16 protein-coding genes and 1 riboswitch are annotated in these 18,575 nt (G+C 72.6%); of the genes, 10 read left to right on the top strand and 6 right to left on the bottom strand.

Annotated elements, in window-relative coordinates; translation table 11 throughout:
- The first annotated feature begins 45 nt into the window (after positions 1-45).
- Genes pflB through IO36_RS02705 form a run of 3 tightly spaced genes read left to right on the top strand, consistent with a single transcriptional unit; the run spans position 46 to position 4,650 of the window.
- On the top strand, positions 46-2,319 hold the full coding sequence (gene pflB, locus IO36_RS02715) for a formate C-acetyltransferase (RefSeq protein ID WP_037615623.1): 2,274 nt from the start codon (positions 46-48) through the stop codon (positions 2,317-2,319).
- Positions 2,316-3,053, top strand: a complete 738-nt coding sequence (pflA, locus tag IO36_RS02710; protein ID WP_037615620.1) for a pyruvate formate-lyase-activating protein — start codon at positions 2,316-2,318, stop codon at positions 3,051-3,053. The genes pflB and pflA overlap by 4 nt, the downstream gene beginning before the upstream one ends.
- A gap of 58 nt (positions 3,054-3,111) precedes the next feature.
- Positions 3,112-4,650, top strand: coding sequence for a hypothetical protein (locus IO36_RS02705; protein WP_037616119.1), 1,539 nt, complete (start codon positions 3,112-3,114; stop codon positions 4,648-4,650).
- Positions 4,651-4,740: 90 nt separating this feature from the next.
- On the opposite strand, the gene gndA is transcribed toward IO36_RS02705, so the two are convergent.
- From gndA to IO36_RS02690, 3 genes are all read right to left on the bottom strand, one after another.
- A complete protein-coding gene (gene gndA, locus IO36_RS02700; RefSeq protein ID WP_037615617.1) occupies positions 4,741-6,183 on the bottom strand; it encodes an NADP-dependent phosphogluconate dehydrogenase in 1,443 nt (480 codons plus the stop codon).
- Between the two features lie 260 nt (positions 6,184-6,443).
- Positions 6,444-7,241: a bifunctional hydroxymethylpyrimidine kinase/phosphomethylpyrimidine kinase gene (gene thiD, locus IO36_RS02695; RefSeq protein ID WP_037615614.1), complete on the bottom strand. Its 798-nt coding sequence runs from the start codon at positions 7,239-7,241 to the stop codon at positions 6,444-6,446.
- Between the two features lie 73 nt (positions 7,242-7,314).
- Positions 7,315-8,715: a purine-cytosine permease family protein gene (locus IO36_RS02690; RefSeq protein WP_037615612.1), complete on the bottom strand. Its 1,401-nt coding sequence runs from the start codon at positions 8,713-8,715 to the stop codon at positions 7,315-7,317.
- A riboswitch (TPP riboswitch) is annotated at positions 8,707-8,799 on the bottom strand. It overlaps the preceding gene by 9 nt.
- 230 nt (positions 8,800-9,029) lie before the next feature.
- On the opposite strand from IO36_RS02690, the gene IO36_RS02685 reads away from it, so the two are divergent.
- From IO36_RS02685 to IO36_RS02665, 5 genes are all read left to right on the top strand, one after another.
- Positions 9,030-9,863: an alpha/beta fold hydrolase gene (locus IO36_RS02685; protein WP_051899937.1), complete on the top strand. Its 834-nt coding sequence runs from the start codon at positions 9,030-9,032 to the stop codon at positions 9,861-9,863.
- A 192-nt stretch (positions 9,864-10,055) separates the two neighbouring features.
- Entirely contained in the window at positions 10,056-11,423 is a 1,368-nt protein-coding gene (locus tag IO36_RS02680; protein WP_037615610.1) for a phosphoinositide-specific phospholipase C-related protein, read from the top strand.
- A 165-nt stretch (positions 11,424-11,588) separates the two neighbouring features.
- Complete coding sequence (locus IO36_RS02675) at positions 11,589-12,380, top strand: transglutaminase domain-containing protein (RefSeq protein WP_037615608.1); 792 nt, start codon at positions 11,589-11,591, stop codon at positions 12,378-12,380.
- Between the two features lie 116 nt (positions 12,381-12,496).
- Positions 12,497-13,099 carry a hypothetical protein gene (locus tag IO36_RS02670; protein ID WP_245173100.1) on the top strand — a complete coding sequence of 201 codons (603 nt, stop codon included), beginning with the start codon at positions 12,497-12,499 and terminating at the stop codon, positions 13,097-13,099.
- Between the two features lie 83 nt (positions 13,100-13,182).
- On the top strand, positions 13,183-13,953 hold the full coding sequence (locus tag IO36_RS02665; RefSeq protein WP_037616115.1) for an MBL fold metallo-hydrolase: 771 nt from the start codon (positions 13,183-13,185) through the stop codon (positions 13,951-13,953).
- 169 nt (positions 13,954-14,122) lie between these two features.
- Here IO36_RS02665 and IO36_RS02660 read toward each other — a convergent pair whose 3' ends face one another.
- Positions 14,123-14,851: a phosphatase PAP2 family protein gene (locus IO36_RS02660; RefSeq protein WP_037615605.1), complete on the bottom strand. Its 729-nt coding sequence runs from the start codon at positions 14,849-14,851 to the stop codon at positions 14,123-14,125.
- A gap of 367 nt (positions 14,852-15,218) precedes the next feature.
- Here IO36_RS02660 and IO36_RS02655 point away from each other — a divergent pair, with 367 nt between their 5' ends.
- Positions 15,219-15,611 (top strand): VOC family protein, encoded by a 393-nt coding sequence (locus IO36_RS02655; protein WP_037615604.1) that lies wholly within the window; start codon positions 15,219-15,221, stop codon positions 15,609-15,611.
- Between the two features lie 108 nt (positions 15,612-15,719).
- Positions 15,720-16,784, top strand: coding sequence for an adenosine deaminase (locus tag IO36_RS02650; protein WP_037615602.1), 1,065 nt, complete (start codon positions 15,720-15,722; stop codon positions 16,782-16,784).
- Positions 16,785-16,939: 155 nt separating this feature from the next.
- Here IO36_RS02650 and IO36_RS02645 read toward each other — a convergent pair whose 3' ends face one another.
- A complete protein-coding gene (locus IO36_RS02645) occupies positions 16,940-17,449 on the bottom strand; it encodes a mycothiol transferase (RefSeq protein ID WP_037615601.1) in 510 nt (169 codons plus the stop codon).
- Between the two features lie 161 nt (positions 17,450-17,610).
- Positions 17,611-18,504 (bottom strand): LysR family transcriptional regulator, encoded by an 894-nt coding sequence (locus IO36_RS02640; protein ID WP_037615598.1) that lies wholly within the window; start codon positions 18,502-18,504, stop codon positions 17,611-17,613.
- Between the last annotated feature and the right edge of the window lie 71 nt (positions 18,505-18,575).

The raw sequence follows: 18,575 nt of genomic DNA, 5'->3' as shown, positions 1-18,575 counted from the left end.
GCGGAGGCGCCCCCGACATCCGACACTGTGCGAGGGGAGACCGCCGTGACCACAACGGTGACCGCCGAGGGCCGGACGGCCGAGAGCCGGGCGGCCGAGGCATGGCAGGGCTTCACCGGAACGGCCTGGCGCGAGCGCATCGACGTCCGCGCCTTCATCCAGGCCAACTACACGCCCTACGAAGGGGACGCGGCCTTCCTGGCCGGCCCGACGGACCGCACCCGGGCCGTCTGGGACAAGGTCAGTGCCCTGTTCCCGGAGGAGCGCAGGAAGGGAATCCTCGACGTCGACACGGCCACCCCGTCGACGATCACCTCGCACGCGCCCGGATACATCGACCGCGAGCGGGAGTTGATCGTCGGCCTCCAGACCGACGCCCCGCTCCGGCGCGCCATCATGCCGGGCGGCGGTCTGCGCATGGTCGAGAACGGGCTGAAGGCGTACGGCTACGAGCCCGACGCGTTCGTCACCCGCGTCTTCGGGACGTACCGCAAGACCCACAACGACGGCGTTTTCGACGCGTACACCCCCGCGATGCGCGCCGCCCGCAAGGCCGGCATCATCACCGGCCTGCCCGACGCCTACGGCCGGGGCCGGATCATCGGCGACTACCGCCGGGTCGCCCTGTACGGCACGGACCGGCTCGTCGCCGCCAAGCGCGCCGAACGCGCCGCCCTCGACGCCGCGCCCTCCACCGAGCGCGTCATCCGCGACCGCGAGGAACTCGCCGAGCAGATCAGGGCGTTGGGTGAACTGACCCGGATGGCGGCGACGTACGGCTGTGACGTCTCCCGCCCGGCGGCCACCGCCCAGGAGGCCGTGCAGTGGCTGTACCTGGGCTACCTGGCCGCCGTGAAGGAACAGAACGGCGCCGCGATGTCCCTGGGCCGCACGTCCACGTTCCTGGACGTGTACCTCCAACGCGACCTGGACAGCGGGGCCTTGGACGAGACCCGGGCCCAGGAACTGGTCGACGACTTCGTGATCAAACTGCGCATCGTACGGTTCCTGCGCACCCCCGAGTACGACGCGCTGTTCTCCGGGGACCCGACCTGGGTCACGGAGTCCATCGGCGGCATCGGCGAGGACGGCCGTCCGCTGGTCACCCGCACCTCGTTCCGCTTCCTGCAGACCCTGTACAACCTGGGACCGGCTCCCGAGCCCAACCTCACCGTCCTGTGGTCGCCCCGACTCCCTTCCGGCTTCAAGGAGTTCTGCGCCAAGGTCTCCATCGACACCAGCGCCGTCCAGTACGAGTCCGACGAGCTCATGCGGCCCCGCACCGGGGACGACACCGCGATCGCCTGCTGCGTCTCCGCCATGGCGGTCGGCCGGCAGATGCAGTTCTTCGGCGCCCGGGTCAACCTCGCCAAGGCCCTGCTCTACGCGATCAACGGCGGCCGGGACGAGATCAGCGGCGAGCAGATCGCCCCCGAGACCCCGGCCCTGACCGGCGACCACCTGGACCACGACGAGGTGGCGAAGGCGTACGACGTCATGCTGGACTGGCTGGCGGAGACATATGTCAACGCGCTCAACGTCATCCACTACATGCACGACAAGTACGCCTACGAACGCATCGAGATGGCGCTACACGACCACCCCGTGCACCGCTTCATGGCCTGCGGCATCGCCGGCCTGTCCGTCGCCACCGACAGCCTGTCCGCCATCAAGTACGCCCGGGTCAGGGTGATCCGCGACGCGACCGGGCTGGCCGTCGACTACGAGACCGAGGGCGACTACCCGGCGTACGGCAACAACGACGACCGGGCCGACTCCATCGCCGTCGCCCTCGTGGACAGCTTCATGACGAAGGTGCGCGAACACCCCGCCTACCGGGACGCCGAGCACACCCAGTCGGTGCTGACGATCACCTCGAACGTCGTCTACGGCAAGCACACCGGCAACACGCCCGACGGCCGCCGCGCGGGAGCGCCCTTCGCGCCCGGCGCGAACCCCATGAACGGCCGCGACCGGCACGGGGTCGCCGCCTCCGCCCTCTCCGTCGCCAAGCTGCCCTACGAGCACGCCCGCGACGGCATCTCCCTGACCACGACGATCACCCCGGAGGGCCTCGGACACGTGCCCGCCGAGCGCGCCGGCCATCTCGTCGGCATCCTCGACGCGTACATGGCCTCCGGCGGCTTCCACATGAACGTCAACATCCTGGACCGGGCGACCTTGGAGGACGCGATGGAGCACCCGGAGAAGTACCCCGAGCTGACCATCCGGGTCTCCGGCTACGCTGTCAACTTCGTCCGCCTGACCCGCGAGCAGCAGCTCGACGTGATCAGCCGCACCTTCCACGGCTCGCTGTGAGGACGGCCACCACGGGCCGGATCCACTCCTGGGACCTGTCCACCGGCGTGGACGGTCCCGGGACCCGGTTCGTCCTCTTCGTCAACGGCTGCCCGCTGCGCTGCCTGTACTGCGCCAACCCCGACACCTGGCACATGCGCGACGGCCGGGAGGCCACCGTCGAGGAGGTGATGGAGGAGATCGAGAGGTACCGGCCGTTCATCACCGCCGCCGGGGGAGGGGTGACCGTCACCGGCGGCGAGCCGCTGCTCCAGCCCGCCTTCACCGGCGAGGTGCTGCGCCGCTGCAAGGAGGCCGGACTGCACACCGCCCTGGACACCTCCGGCTTCCTCGGCGCCCGCGCGAGCGACGCCCTCCTCGCCGACACCGACCTCGTGCTGCTCGACATCAAGTCCTTCGACCTCGCCGCCTACCGGAAGCTCACGGGCGGCGAGCTCGCCCCGACCCTCAACTTCGCCACCCGGCTCGACCGTCTCGGCGTCCCGGTGTGGGTCCGCTACGTCCTGGTCCCCGGCCACACCGACGCCCCGGAGCCCATCGACGGACTGGCGCGCTTCCTGTCCGGACTCGGGAACGTCGACCGTGTCGACGTCCTGCCCTTCCACAAGCTCGGCGCCCCCAAGTACGAAGCCCTCGGCATCCCCTTCCCGCTGCGGGACAACCCCGTGCCCGAACCCGCCCTGACCGAACGCGTCCGCGAGCAGTTCCGGGCGCGGGGACTCGCCGCCCAGTGAACGCCCCGCCGGGAAAACCCCGGGCCGACCGACCCCGGCCCGGGGCAGGATGCCCCTCGTGAACCCCGTCCTGAGCGGCCTCGCCGCCAACCCGGCCCTGCCGCCCGAGCTGGTCGACCGGCTGATCGAGATCGCCGGCCCCTGTCTCGCCCACGACCTCGCCGGCCGGCCGGACCTCGGCCACGCGCAGGCGGTCGCCCTCTTCGCCCGCGACCCGGACACCGGGGTGCCGCTCGCCCACGGAGGCAGGCTGACGGCGGCCGACGTCGACGCCCGGGAGCGGCCGGACACCGCCCTCGCCCTGCTCGACCAGGGCGGCGGCAGCCCCGAGTGGGCGCGCCTGTTCGCCGCGGACCCCGTGGCGCGGCACCGCGAGAAGCTGGCAGGCTGCCCCGGCCTCCCGGCGGACGTGGTGGAGAAGCTCGCCGCCGATCCGGACCCGGACGTCGTCGCCGAGCTGGCGCTGTGGACCACACCGGAAACAGCCGCGAGGCTCGCGGAGCACCCGCACGTCCGGGTCCGCCGCGCGGTGGCAGTCAACGAGGCGACACCCCCGGACGTCCTGGCCGCGCTCGTCACCGGCCGGGGACTGCCTCCGGTGAGCCGCTGCCCGGTGTGCGACCGCGAGGCGATCCCCTTCACCCACGATCCGCACTGCCCCCGGCCGGACTGCGAACTGCCTCCCGGCGCCTCCTGCGACGGCTCCCACGAGTCGGCCGTCCACGACCTGGTGGTGGCGGCCCTCGGGAACCCGGCCACGCCGACCGACGCGGTCACCGAGTTCGCGGACCATCCTTCGTATCTGGTGCGCCTGGCCCTCGCGGCCCGCCCGGACCTGCCCCCACAGGTGTGCGCGCGGCTCGCCCGCGATCCGCTGCCCGGCGTCCGCGCCGACCTCGCGGAGAACCCCGCGATCGGCGAGGAGGTGATGCGCGTGCTGGCGGAGGACCGCGACCCCCAGGTGCGCCGCGCGCTCGCCCTTCATCCCCGGGTGCCGCTCGACGTGCTCACCCGGCTGGCCCACACCGCCAGGATCGGCGCCACACTGGTTCCTCGTGTCGCCTCCGCGACGTCCGCCGAGATCAGGGAACTGGTCACGTCCCCGGACCCGGCGGCGCGCATGCTCGCGGCCCAGCGTCTCGATCTGCCGTCCGACCTGCGCGATGCGCTGGCACGTGACCCCGACGCGAAGGTCGTGAAGTCCGTGGCCCCTCATCCGGGGCTCCCCGAGGGGCTGTTGCGCGCCATGGTCGACCGGCACGGAGCCAGGGTCCTCGCCAGGGTCGCGGCCAACCCCGACGCGAGCCCGGCGCTGCTGGAGTACCTCACCCGGCAGGCGGCACCCCGGCAGAAGGTGTTCCGGGCGATCGCCAGGCACCCGAGCGCGTCGGCCGAAGCCCTGCTCGCCTGCCTCGAGGACCGTGAGGCGAGATCCTGGGCCGCCGCTCATCAGGCGCTCCCGCCGCGGGTGATCGTGGACCTGCTCTCCGACCCCGATCCCCGGGTGAGCGAAGCGGCTGCGGCCAACCCGTCGTTGCCGGCGGCCGTGATGAAGGGGATCGTCGACGATGCCGAAGCGGCCCCGCTCGAAAGGTGATCGGGCCACCGCTGGAAACACGGGAGCGGGCCGTACGTCCCTCGCCGGGACGTGCGGCCCGCTCCTCACCCACAGGTGGTCGGACCGGGGTCAGAGCATCTCGGTCTCGCCCCGGGACGGCTCGCCCCACAGCGTGTGGAAGCTGCCCTGGCGGTCCGTGCGCCGGTAGGTGTGGGCGCCGAAGAAGTCCCGCTGGCCCTGGGTGAGGGCGGCCGGCAGCCGGTCGGCGCGCAGGGTGTCGTAGTACGACAGGGCCGCGGAGAACGCGGGCACCGGGACGCCTCTGCGGGTGGCGATGGAGACGACCTCGCGCCAGGGGACCTGCGCGTCCTTGATCTCGGTGGCGAATCCGGCGTCGGACAGCAGGCTGACCAGGCCCGGGTCGACGGCGTACGCGGCGCGGATACGGTCGAGGAACGCCGCCCGGATGATGCAGCCGCCGCGCCAGATCTTGGCGACCTCGCCGAGGTCGATGTCCCAGCCGTACTCGGAGGCGGCGTCCAGGATCATCTTCCAGCCCTGGTCGTAGGCGATCAGCTTCGAGGCGTACAGGGCGTGTTCGACCTGGCTCGTGAAGCGCTCGGCCTCGGTCGCGGAGAGGTCCCAGTGGGTGCCGCCGGGCAGGCCGCGGTAGGCGGAACGGAGCCCTTCCTGGCTGGAGGCCGCGCGGGCGAACGTCGCCTGCGCGATGGCGGTCACCGGCGAACCGAGGTCCAGGGCCGTCTGCACGGTCCAGCGGCCGGTGCCCTTCTGGCCCGCCGCGTCGACCACCACGTCGACGAACGGTTCCCCGGTGGCGGCGTCGGTGTGCGCCAGGACCTCCGCGGTGATCTCGATCAGGTACGAGTCGAGACGGCCCTTGTTCCAGCGCCGGAAGATCTCCGCTATCTGCGGCGGGGTGTAGCCGCCGACGCGGCGCAGCAGGTCGTAGGCCTCGCCGATGAGCTGCATGTCGGCGTACTCGATGCCGTTGTGCACCATCTTGACGAAGTGTCCGGCGCCGTCGGTGCCGACGTGCGTGGCACAGGGCTCGCCGTCCACCTTGGCGCTGATCGACTCGAACATCGGGCCGAGGGACGCGTACGACTCGGGGGAGCCGCCGGGCATGATGCTCGGCCCGTTGAGGGCGCCCTCCTCACCGCCGGACACGCCCGCGCCGACGAAGTGGATGCCGCGCTCGCGCAGCGACTGCTCCCGGCGGCGGGTGTCGGCGAAGTGCGCGTTGCCGCCGTCGATGATCATGTCGCCGGTTTCGAGGAGCGGGGCGAACTCCTCGATGACGGCGTCGGTGGCGGCGCCCGCCTGCACCATGATCATGAGGCGCCGGGGGCGCTCCAGCGCCGCCACGAAGTCCTCGGCCGACTCGGCCGCGACGAAGGAGCCCTCGTGCCCGAACTCCTCGACCAGTGCCTTGGTGCGCGCGGGCGTCCGGTTGTGGACGGCGACGGTGTAGCCGTTCCGGGCGAAGTTGCGGGCCAGATTGCGGCCCATCACGGCGAGCCCTGTGACGCCGATCTGCGCGGTCGCCTTCATGGTGTGCTCCTTGGATCCGGATCTGCCCGTCCGCGTACCCGACGGGCGGGCAGACGACTGTCGCTGTGCAGATCAGTACGCACGGAAGGGGCTCGGGTGTTCACCTTCGGGAGCAGGAGGTGACGGGGATCGCGGACGGGGTGACCGGCACCCGGCGGAGGGAGGCTGTCCGGAGCCGCCGGGGAGCCGCCGGGGAGTCGCTGGCGAGCCGCCCCGGAACCGTCGGGGAGCCGTCAGGCCGTACGGGCGCCCTGGAGGGGTCAGCCGGCGCCGCGCAGCCGCCAGCCGTGGTCCACCGGACCGATGCCGGCGCCGAGCGCGAAACCGGCCTCGATCGCGGCCGTCACGTATGCCTTGGCCCGCCGTACGGCCTCCGGCACCGGGAGCCCCTCGGCCAGTCCCACCGCGACGGCCGAGGCGAGCGTGCAACCGGTGCCGTGCGTGTGCCGGTTGTCGTGGCGCGGCGCGCGCAGCCAGTGCTCGGCGGTTCCGTCGGTGAGCAGGTCGACGGCCTGGCCCGGCAGATGACCGCCCTTCACCAGCACCCAGCGGGGACCGAACCCGAGCAGCAGCCCGGCGGCCCGGCGCATGCCCGCCTCGTCGTCCACCTTCACCCCGGTGAGCTGGGCGACCTCGTCGAGGTTCGGGGTGGCCACGGTCGCGCGGGGGAGCAGCAGGGTCCGTACGGCGTCCAGCGCGTCGTCGGCCAGCAGCCGGTCCCCGTGCTTGGAGACGCTCACCGGGTCCACGACCACCGGGGCGTCCACGTCGGCCAGCAACTCGGCGACGAGGGTGACCAGTCCGGGCGAGGAGAGCATCCCGGTCTTCACCGCCTGGACGCCGATGTCGTCCACCACACTGCGGTACTGGGCCCGTACCGCCTCCCCGGACAGTTCCCAAGCCCCCTGCACGCCCACGGAGTTCTGCGCGGTGACCGCGGTGAGCACGCTCATCCCGTGGGCGCCGAGCGCGAGCATCGTCTTCAGGTCGGCCTGGATCCCGGCGCCGCCGCCGGAATCGGAACCGGCGATCGTCAGGACACGGGGCGGTGCGGTCATGAGGGGTTCCTCTCGGGTACGGCATCGGATCCGGGGCCGTGGGGCCCGCGGACCGGCGGAGCTGCGGGCGGCCTCAGGCTCGGCGGCGCAGCCGCAGCGGGGCGTAGAGGGCGAGGGCCACGAGGAACGCCACGTAATAGGAGAGGTCGGCGCCGTGCAGGGCGTCGGCCACCGGACCGACGTACAGGCTCGTGTCCATGAACGGCACGGCCGCGCCGAACGCCGCGACGAAGGCCACCAGCGCGGGCCATCCCGAGGGCGTACGAGCCGTCTCGACGGCGATGTCGAGGGGAGCGCCCCCACGCTCCCGCCCCCGGGCCAGCCAGTCGACGGCGACGATCGCGACGAACCCGGGGATCCAGTACCCCACGAACAGCAGCACGTTCTGGAAGCGGGCCGTGGTGTCGGCCGCGTGCATCCACAGCACCAGCGGGAAGCCGAGACCGGCGGCCAGGGCGGCCGCCACCGGGCGCGGTATCCGCACCCCAAGGGTCTGCAGGGCCAGCGAACCGCTGTAGTCGTTCATGGCGTTGCTGCACACCGCGGCCAGGGCCACGGCCAGCAGTCCGAACGCGCCCTGCGCGCCGCCGCCGAGCAGCGTGTCCACGCCCGCCGCCGTCTGGTCGGTCAGCACCGACGCGCCCCACAGCCCGAGGACCTGCACGGCGACGAAGGACGCGACGAGCCCGAGCAGCGTGCACCAGAACATCCGCGGGCGGGAGGTCGTGCGCGGCAGATAGCGGCTGAAGTCACCGGCGTAGGGCGCCCAGGACAGCGACAGGCTCAGCGCGATCGTGCTGGTGAGTACGAACGCTCCGGTCCGGTCGGCACCGGCCGCTGATCCGGTCGTCGCGGGGTGGACGCCGTCGAGCATCCGCCAGGCGATCACCGCGAAGGCCACCGCGAGCACGAACGTCATGACGATCTGGAGCCGGTGGATGGCTTCGTAGCCGAGGACGCCGAGGGCCCCCTGGGCCGCCATCATCACCAGCACGCCGAGCCAGAACGGCCAGCCGCACAGCCGCGCCAGCGCGTCCCCGCCGAACAGCCCGATCAGCGCGTCCCAGGCGACCGAGGACAGCCACTGGAGCAGGCCGGGCAGCACCACCGCACGGCCGAACGCGAGCCGTGCGAGCGGGAGTTGCCCGGTTCCGGTGAGTCCGCCCCAGGTGCTGAGATAGGCGGTGGGCAGCGCGCCGACGACCGTGCCGAGGACCACCGCGGCCAGGGCGGTGGTGAAGTCCAGGCCCAGGGCGATGCCGATGGTGCCGGTGAACACGCCCGTCATGGTCAGGTTCGGGGCGAACCACACGGTGAACAGGCGTCCGGCACCGCCGTACCGGTTGTTCTCGGGGACCGGCTCGATGCCGTGCCCCTCCACCCGCAGATCGCCGGGTGCGGCCGGCATCCGTCCGTCGAAGACGGCAGGCCGGCCGTCGGCGGGCAGCCCGCCGGAAACATGCGCCAATGGCATGGAAGACATCCCTCCGCCAGTACGAACTGGTTCAGGTTCGACGGGTGTGATCTCAGCCCTCGCAGGGCACCCCGTGTCCGGTACGACGGACACCCTAACCGCTCCCGGGGACCGCGCGGGAGGGGGTCCCGCCGACGGAACCCGTGCTCAGCCCCGGTGCGCGGCGCGGGCGCCCCGGTTCACGCGAACGGCCCGGCCCTGCCGCTTCGCAGCGCGGCGCGTGCCGCCCCTCGGTACTGTCGGAAGGGATCGCCGCTCGCTCTCCGCCCCCGGGTTCCCGGATCCGGCGGCCGGGCGGAAGGAGGCAGGGTGCCGTGACCGTGATCTCCCTGAAGTCCGCGCAGGTGCGGGAGGGGCTCGTCCTGCCGTACGCCGAAGCCGGTTACCCCAGCGGTACACCGGTCGTCTTCGTGCACGGCCTGGCCGACTCCTGGTGGTCGTTCGAGCCCCTGCTGCGGCGCCTGCCGGCGTCGCTGCACGGCTACGCGCCCACGCAGCGCGGACACGGCGACGCCGGCCGGCCCCCGCAGGGGTACACCCCCGACGACTTCGCCGCCGACGTGGTGGCCTTCCTGGACGCGGTCGACATCCCCCGGGCCTTCCTGGTCGGGGCCTCCAGCGGCGGAGTGCCGGCGCGGATCGTCGCCGGCAGCCACCCCGACCGCATCGCGGGGCTGGTACTGCTCGGCGTCCCCGGCACGCTCGCGGACAAGCCGTCGGTGACCGAGACGGCGAAGACCGTGGAAGCCCTGTCCGATCCGGTGCCCCGGGCGTTCGTCGAGGACTTCCTGGCCGAGACGGTGGCCCGCCCGATCGCCCGCGGCTTCGTCGAGACGATGGTGGAGGAGAACCTCAAGGTTCCCGCCCAGGTCTGGAAGGACACCCTGCGCGGCCTCCTCGACACCGACCTCCGCGCGACCCTCGGGGGCATCCTCGTGCCCACGCTCGTCGTCTGGGGTGAACAGGACGAGTTCCTGCCCCGCGAGGACCAGCAGACCATCCTGGACGCCGTCCACGGCGCGGACTTCCTCGCCTACCCCGGGACCGGCCACTGCGTCCACTGGGAACAGCCCGAACGGGTCGTCGCCGACCTCGCCGCGTTCGTCACCCGCGTCGAGCACCCTGGTACACGGCCGGGCGGAGCCTGATCCCGTCCTCCGGGCCGACGGCGGCCCTCGGTCCCGGCGACAGCGGGACCACGGTGCGCCCGGGTGGCGCCGGGTGTGAACGATGCGCCCACGGCGATTGACGCGATCCGTGCGGTCGATGCCCCGGTGACGCCTCGCGTCCGGCCCCCTGCATGGCATGCTCATGCTCCCCACAGGAAGGGATCACGTGCCATGAGACCGAGCCGACGCTCCCTGCTCGCCGCCACCGCCGTACTGGGAACCGTCTTCGCCGTCCCCGCGCCCGCCCGGGCCGCCGAAGTCCCCGCCGCGGGAGCCTACTTCGTCCAGAGTGCCGTCACGGGACTGAACGCCGCGGACAGTTCGGGCGCCGTCCTCCAGCACAACCCCAAGGGCAACGAGGACCACCAGCAGTGGACCCTGCGCCCGAGCGGTTCCTCGTACGTACTCGAGAGCGCCGACACCGCGGGCAGCTGTCTGGGCCGCTCCGGCGACCAGGCCAGGACCGTCGCCTGCACGAGCCCGGACGCCGCCTGGGAGGTGAACTCCAACGGCAGCGACCAGTACCGGCTCAAGGTCCCGGGCGCCGAGCGGTACTTGACGGTGACGGACAAGGCCGGGGGCTCCAACTACCCGGCGCAGCTGGCGATCGGCTCGTCGGGCAATCTCGCGTCCTGGTACCTGACCCCCGTCACGCCCGCGACGCTGCCGATGCCGGCCCAGGACCAGCGCACCCTGGACCAGGTCACGTTCCTCACCGCGCACAACGCCTACGCGAACGGTGTGGACGGCGGATTCGCCCCGCCCTTCGTCAACTTCTTCCCGAATCAGAACCGTGGCATCAACCAGCAACTCGCCGACGGTGTACGGGGCTTCATGCTCGACCTGCACCAGACGCCCGACGGCGCGATCCTCTGCCACGACAGCTGCACGCTCGTCAGCAGGCCGGTCGCGCTCTGGGTCGATCTCCAGCGCATGGTCGACTTCCTCAAGCAGCACCCCGACCAGTTCGTCACCGTGTTCCTCGAGGACTACGTCGACCCGGGCGTCCTGCGCTCCGAACTCGCCCGGGTGAACGGCCTGTCCGACGTCCTCTACCGCCCCGACCGGACCGGCGTGCGCGAGCACGGCTGGCCCAAGCTCGCCGACCTGACCGCCGCCGGACAGCGCCTGCTCATCTTCACCGACCACAGCCGCGCGTCCGACGAGTCCGCCGGACTGACCCGGGACAGCTTCGGGGTCATGTACCAGCGCGAGTGGACGGTCGAGAACTACTGGTCCATGGGTTCGGGCCTCGGCTCCTCCGACTGGTCCTGCTACAGCCGCTGGTACGGCGCGGACACGAACGTGCCGCTCACCCGCACCGAGCCGGGGTTCCGGCCGCTCTTCGTCATGAACCACTTCCGTGACGCCACGATCTCCGGGACCGTCGGCACGGACAACACCAAACTCGCGGACCGCGCCCGCCGGTTCTGCGAGCCCGCGGCCCGCAAGAAGCCCAACTACCTGGCCGTGGACCGCTACGACCTCGGCAACCCCGCGTCCGCGGTGAACACCCTGAACACGTACGTGTATCCGTAGGACCGCGACGAGACGGCTCACCGGTTCGACGCCGGTTCGGCACCGGCTGAGGGACGACCGCTCGGCCGCTGCCGAACCGGTGCGCCGTGCAGGCCCCCACCCCACTTGAACGTGTTCAAAAAATCTGGGAGGCTGGACCTCGATCGGGGTGGGAGGGGGCCGGCCATGGTGAGTACGCTGCTGACGCCGTGCGGGCGGGCCAGGCAGGCCGTGGCCGGCGACCGCGGCGCCCGCGGGGGAACGGCGCCGACGCGGATTCTCGATCTCGGGCATCCGCGGGTCCGGTCCGCCGTGCGGAGCATCGGCCCGGCGCCGCGGACGGGGGAGGGGCCCGCGGCGACGGTTGCGGCCCTCCGCCGCGCACACCGGTGGATCTCCGCGGAGGTCCGCCCCGTGTACTCGGTGGAGGAGGCGCGACCGGTGTCCCAGGTCCTGCGGCGCGGCCGCGGCTCCTGCAGCCAGCGGATCGCCGTACTGGAAGCGGTCGCCCGGGCGTGGGGCATTCCCTCGCGCGTGCGCGGCCTGGTCGTCGACGGCACCTTCTGGTACCCGCGCTTCCCTCGGCTGAAGTGGCTCGTGCCCGACCAAGTGGTGCTGGCCTGGCCTGAGTTCCGCATCGAGGGCCTCTCGGAGGACGATCACGCCACGGCACCCTGGCTGCCGGTGTCCGAGCTCTTCGACGAAGCCTCCGAGCCACGTGGACGGACCGGCGGCGGGTTCACGAACGCGGGTCCGGAGACCCTCTTCGAGGCGCTGTCCCGGACGAGCGTCGACTGGGACGGGGCCACGGCCTGCCCCGCGTCGGACGGTTCGTGCGATCTCTCGGCGTACCTGCTCACGGATCTCGGGCGCTTCGACTCCCGGGACGAGCTCTTCGCCCGGTACGGCCAGACCCTGTGCGCCCCCGCGAGACTCCTGGCCGAGCCCGTCCTGGGCCGGCGCGCCGCCGGATTCTAGGGCGACGGGCTCAAGGGCGCATCGGGGCAGGGCAGTTAGGCGCCCGGAGCGGCGGGCGATGTCAGTGCCGTGCGGCAGGATCCCCTCATCGACGGAGGCAGGGGAGCGCCATGGGTATGGGGTACAAGACGTCCTGGCTGGCCGTTCCGGGCGCGAGCGACGGTGTTGTCGCCGATGCGCTCGGGCTGACCGGGCGGGTGGCCATGGACTGGGAGTCGGGGACGGAAACGGCGTACCGGCGGGGTGTGTTCGTTGCGTCCCCGGTGGACGGCTGGACCTTCGCCCACGGCCGGGTCCACCTCGGCCCCGGCAACGACAACGACAGCCCTGCCGTCCTGGACTGGCTCGGTTCGCTGGGCCGGCAGCTCGGCGACTTCCAGTATTTCTGCACCGATCGCATCGGCGAGCACCACGCCTGGGCGCGCGTGGAGGCGGGCCGCGTCGTCCGGGCCTACTGCTACGACGGCATGACCGGTGACGTACCGATGCGCCTCGGCGAGCCCACCGGGATCGAACTCCGGCTGGGCGTCGGGCAAAGGGGTCTCGAGGAGTGCCGGAAGGACTGGAGCGAGGCCCAGTGGGACGACTGGCACGCCGCCATGCCGAACGAACAGGAGGTCATGGCCATCGCCCGGGACTGGGGAATCTGCCCGCTCGAGATCCGGGACGAGGAGGTCGTGGGCAAGGGCATCCACGGATGTCCGCCGGGCGTCGACTGAAGGCAGGCAGGCAGGCAGGCAGTGCGGGCCGGGCGGGGCGGACGCGGCCCCGGAGCGGATCATGAGTGCTCTACGATCCCGGGATGAGCGACGCGTCTCTCCGTCTCACGGTCCTCGGTTCCGCGACGCCGTATCCCAGTGCCGAGAATCCGTGCTCCGGATATCTGGTGTCGAGCGGGGACACCCACGTCTGGGTGGACGCCGGCAGCGGTACGCTCGGCCCGCTCCAGCGCCATGTACGGCTGGACCGGCTCGACGCGATCTGGATCTCGCACCTGCACGCCGATCACAGCGCGGACCTGCTCACCGCGTACTACGGCCTCCTGTACGCGGACATCGGCCTCGCGGCGCCGATCCCGCTCTACGCTCCGCCCGGAACCGCCGACCGGCTGGCCGGCTTCCTGACCAACACCCCGGCGCGCAGCCCGATCGAGTCGGCCTTCGCGGTCACCGAGCTGTACGACGGGCATCAGGCCGACGTCGGATCGCTCCGGCTGACCAGCAGGGCGGTGGCACACGGCATCCCGGCCTTCGCCGTCCGCGTCGATGCGGCGACCGGGTCACTGGTGTACTCCGGTGACACGGCACCGTGCCCGAGCCTCACCGAACTGGCGCGGGGATGCGACGTGCTGCTGTGCGAGGCCGAGAGCGCGGAGGCGCCGGCGGGCGAGGAACAGGTGCACCACACACCCGAGGAGTGCGGTGCCACAGCCGCCGCGTCCGCTGCGGGCCGCCTGATCGTCACGCACGTCGGCCGCCCCCTGACACCCCACCAAGCCGTGACCCGAGCCTCAACCCGCTTCACAGGCCCAGTGGCCTACGCGTCCCCGGGCGCCACGTTCTCCCTCCCTTAGACGACTCCGGCCAAGGAGCGAAGTCGACCGGGGCGGGAGCGCTCGCCAAGCCGTCCGAACAGGCCTCGGGGTGGTGGCGGATCCCGTCACCCGGCCAGTCACCCGCGCAGCCTCTTCACGGACCTTTCCTTGTGGTGGCGGGGCAAGGGAATCCGCGACGCAGCCGCACCTATCGGCCGGGGCCTCGCGGGACGCGCTGGGTGTCGGCCTCGGCCGGCGCGGGTCCGCGGCCGGGACGCGGTGTCGCCATGGCGGCGCGGGTGCCGGGGAAGAAGCGGGCCAGGACGAACAGCAGCAGGCTCAGCCAGCAGAGGGCGAACAGCCAGCCGCCCACGACGTCGGTGAACCAGTGGACGCCCAGATAGACGCGGGACAGTCCGACGAGGACGGCCCAGACGCCGAGGAGCGCGGCGAGGGTCCTCCGGGACTGCGGTGCGCGGGTCAGCACCGCGAAGATCAGCAGACCGGCGGCCACGGCGGAGGTCGTGGTGTGACCCGACGGGAACGACCATCCCGAGGCATGGGTGGCCCAGTTCGCCACGGGCGGCCGGGGGCGGGCGATCAGGGACATCACCGCGAACCGCAAGGACTGGGCGGCGGCCAAGGCGCAGACGCACAGGGCGACCGCACGCACCCGCTGCCCCACGGTCCGTCCGAGCAGCAGTCCGGCCACCACGGCCAGCGCGTACGGGACGAGTCCCGTGCCCGTGTACGTCACTCCCCGGGCCAGGGCCAGCGCCACGTCCGGGCGGTGCGTGAGCGACCAGGAGGCGAGCCTCCGGTCGCCGGGCAGGGGAGCGCCCCCGTCGCGGGTCACGACCAGCGCGAGCACGGCGAAGGCGACCAGACAGCCCAGCGCGGCCCACGCCGCTAGGCCGCCGGGGCCCCGGCGCTTCACGGCCGGCCCGGCCCGGCGTGGGCCTCGCGTGCGGGTGCGGTGCCCAGGGCGGCGGACATGGATGGCCCCTTTCCGGGCAGGCGAGCGCGCGACAGGGCATCCCACCGCGCGCCACGACTGCATCGGCGTCAACGTCTACACCACTGTAGACGATCGAGATCCGGACGCGTTTTCGTACCGGTCCTTCGGGATCGTTCCCGCGGAGCCTGCAGGGGGAGACGCGATACCCCCGGGCGGGTGAAGGGGTGGTGGGGAGCGGGGGCCGTGCTCGTTCGGGTGTTCGCGCGCGAGGGGTCCGCACCGCCGAACCGAACCATTCGGCGGGATGTCGTACCCTACGTTTTACGTATAACCCTGGAGAGGTCCGATGAGACGCATCGCCCTGGTCACCCTCGTCGTCGACGACTACGACGAGGCCGTCCGCCACTACACCGAGGCCCTCGGCTTCCGCCTCGTCGAGGACACCCCGAGGCCCGACGGCTCCCGCTGGGTCGTCGTCGAGCCGGGCACGGAGGCCGGCGGAACCGGGCTGCTGCTCGCCCGGGCCAAGGACGACGCGCAGCGCGGCCGGATCGGCGACCAGACCGGCGGACGGGTCGGCTTCTTCCTGTACACCGACGACTTCGCCCGCGACCACGCCCGGATGAGCGCCGCGGGCGTGACCTTCCTGGAGGAGCCGCGCCACGAGCCGTACGGCTCGGTCGCCGTCTTCCAGGACCTGTACGGCAACCGCTGGGACCTGCTCCAGCCCGCGGGCTGACCCGGACTCCCGCACCCCGCTCGTACACGGGCCCGCACAGACGCTCCGCCGCCTCCCGGCGCTCCCCGCACGATCCGCTCCGACACGACCTGCCGAGGAACACCGCACATGACCGCGAACCGCATCGACACCGACACGATCCGCCGCCTGCCGAAGGCGGTCCTGCACGACCACCTCGACGGCGGCCTCCGCCCGGCCACCCTGGTCGAGCTCGCGGAGACCGTGGGCCACACCCTGCCCACCACGGACCCGACGGAACTGGCCGCCTGGTACTACGAGGCCGCCAACTCCGGCGACCTGGTCCGCTACATCGCCACCTTCGAGCACACCCTCGCCGTGATGCAGTCCCGCGAGGGCCTGCTGCGCACGGCCGAGGAGTACGTCCTCGACCTCGCCGAGGACGGCGTCGTCTACGGCGAGGTGCGGTACGCGCCCGAGCTCATGGTCAACGGCGGGCTGACCCTGCCCGAGGTCGTCGAGGCCGTGCAGGAGGGCCTCGCCGCCGGTATGGCCAAGGCGGCCGCCGCCGGCACCCCCGTGCGCGTCGGCACCCTGCTGTGCGGCATGCGGATGTTCGACCGCACCCGTGAGACCGCCGACCTCGCGGTGGCGTTCCGCGACGCCGGAGTCGTCGGCTTCGACATCGCGGGCGCCGAGGACGGCTTCCCGCCCGCCGACCACCTGGACGCCTTCGAGCACCTGCGCCGCGAGAGCGTCCCGTTCACCATCCACGCGGGTGAGGCCCACGGCCTGCCCAGCATCCACCAGGCCCTCCAGGTCTGCGGCGCCCAGCGCATCGGCCACGGCGTCCGCATCACCGAGGACATCGTGGACGGCAAGCTCGGCCGTCTCGCGGGCTGGGTCCGCGACCGCCGCATCGCCCTGGAGATGTGCCCGACGTCCAACCTGCAGACCGGCGCCGCCACCTCCATCGCCGAGCACCCCATCACCGCCCTGCGCGACCTGGGCTTCCGCGTCACCCTCAACACCGACAACCGCCTGGTGTCGGGCACGACGATGACCCGGGAGATGACGCTGCTCGTCGAGGAGGCGGGCTGGGGCCTGGAGGACCTGCGCACCGTGACGGTCAACGCGCTCAAGAGCGCCTTCATCCCGTTCGACGAGCGCAAGGCCCTCATCGAGGACGTCGTGCTCCCGGGCTACGACATCTGAGTCCAGCGCGACAACCGGGTCCGGGGCGACGACTCCGCCCGGGTCGACAGCCGAGTCCGGCCGAGGTGGCCGGGTCCGGCCAAGGCGTCCAGGTCCGGCCGAGGCGTCCGGGTCGGGTCACGGTGTCCGGGTCGGGTCGCCGCGCCCCGGCCCCGCTACCCCGCCCGCAGCAGTCCGCGGACGTAGGCGGCCTGTCCGACGTGCTGGAGATCGTCGGACAGGACGCTGACCAGGCGCACCCCGAGGGTGACCGGCGGGTCCCAGCGTTCGTCCACGACGCGTTCGAAGTCGTGGGCGGCCAGGGAGCGGACGAACGCCAGCGTCCGTTCGTGGACGGCGTCGTAGTAGCCGAGCAGCAGGTCGGCCGAGTCCACCCGGACTTGGGCGACCTGCGCGGACGTGTGGCCGTACCCGGTGTCGCCGCGCGGCAGGTCGAGCGCGAAGCGCTCCGCCCAGTCCTCGGTGAGCCACACCTGATCGGTCCCGGCCGCGTCGGCGACGTGGTCGTCCTGGACCCGGGTGAGGTGCCAGACCAGCCAGGCCGCCGAGTTGGCGCGGTCGCCGGGGCGGGCGACGAGCTCGTCCGGCGTGAGCCCGTCGACGGCCGCACGGACCTCTTCCCGGACGCGGCCGAAACCGTCGATGAGGATGTCCTTCGCAAGCATGGGTCCACCATCGCGCATCGGGGGCGGCCCCGCGTCCGCGCGTCCCTAAAGGGCGCAGGTCCGCGCGTCCCGAGGCACCCGCGCCCGCGCGTTCCGGCGGTACCGGTCCTACCGGGGCCGGGGGTCGGAACAGGCGGGGCCGGGGGTCGGAACAGGCGGGCTCAGACACCGTCCCGGGAGGCCTCGAGCAGGCTCATCAGCGCGCGGGCGGCCGGGCTCGTGGCGTCCGGGGGCGGCAGCACCGCCACCGTCTCGTACGACCCCTCCGAGGCGCCCTTGAAGGGCAGCGCGGTCAGATCGCGGGCCTCCGGCTTGTGCCCGAAATGGCGGGGTACGACGGCGATCCCGAGGCCCTCGTGGACGAGCTCCAGGAGACTGTGGACGTCGTTGACCTCCAGCGCCACCGTGCGCTGCACCCCGGCCGCCGCGAACGCCGCGTCGGTGGTGCGCCGCGGACCCCAGTCGGGATGGAAGTCGACGAAGTCCTCCGCGCCCAGTTCCTCGGGCGTGACGACGGCCGCCGTGGCGAGCGGGTGCTCCGGGTGGCAGAGCACGGTCATCGGCTCACTGGCCAACGGGACCGAGCGCAGGTGCTCGGAGTCGGCGCGGGTCCGCACGGCGAAGGCCAGGTCGAGACGGCCCGCCGCGACCTCCTCCGCGAGCGCCTCGGAGCCCGCCTGCCGCAGCCGGATCTCCACGTCCGGATGCCTGCGCCGGAACGCGGCGAGCAGCCGGGCGCAGTGCACACCGGCGATGCACTGTTCGGTGCCGAGGGACAGCGTGCCGCGCAGCACGCCCTGCACGGCGGCGACCGCGTCGTGCGCGGACCGCACCTGCGCGAGGATCCGCTCCGCCTCGACGAACAGGGCGCGACCCGCCTCCGTCAGGGTGACCCGGCGGGTCGTCCGGACGAAGAGCGGCGCCTGGAGTTCCCGCTCCAGCGCGCGGATCGACGACGAGAGGCCCGACTGCGACACCATCAGCCGCTCCGCCGCCCGGGTGAAGTGCCGGTCCTCGGCGACGGCGACGAAGTGCTGAAGATGACGCAGTTCCATGGGCGCAAGCGTAGGCGCCGCGGGAGGGCGGCCCGCACCCGCGGAGGACCGATTGAGAAGCGGGACCGCTC

The organism is Streptomyces aureus, from assembly GCF_000725495.1.
GTDB lineage: Bacteria > Actinomycetota > Actinomycetes > Streptomycetales > Streptomycetaceae > Streptomyces > Streptomyces aureus_B.
Note: the sequence above shows the minus strand (reverse complement) of the source record. Positions and strands in the feature narration are given on the sequence as shown.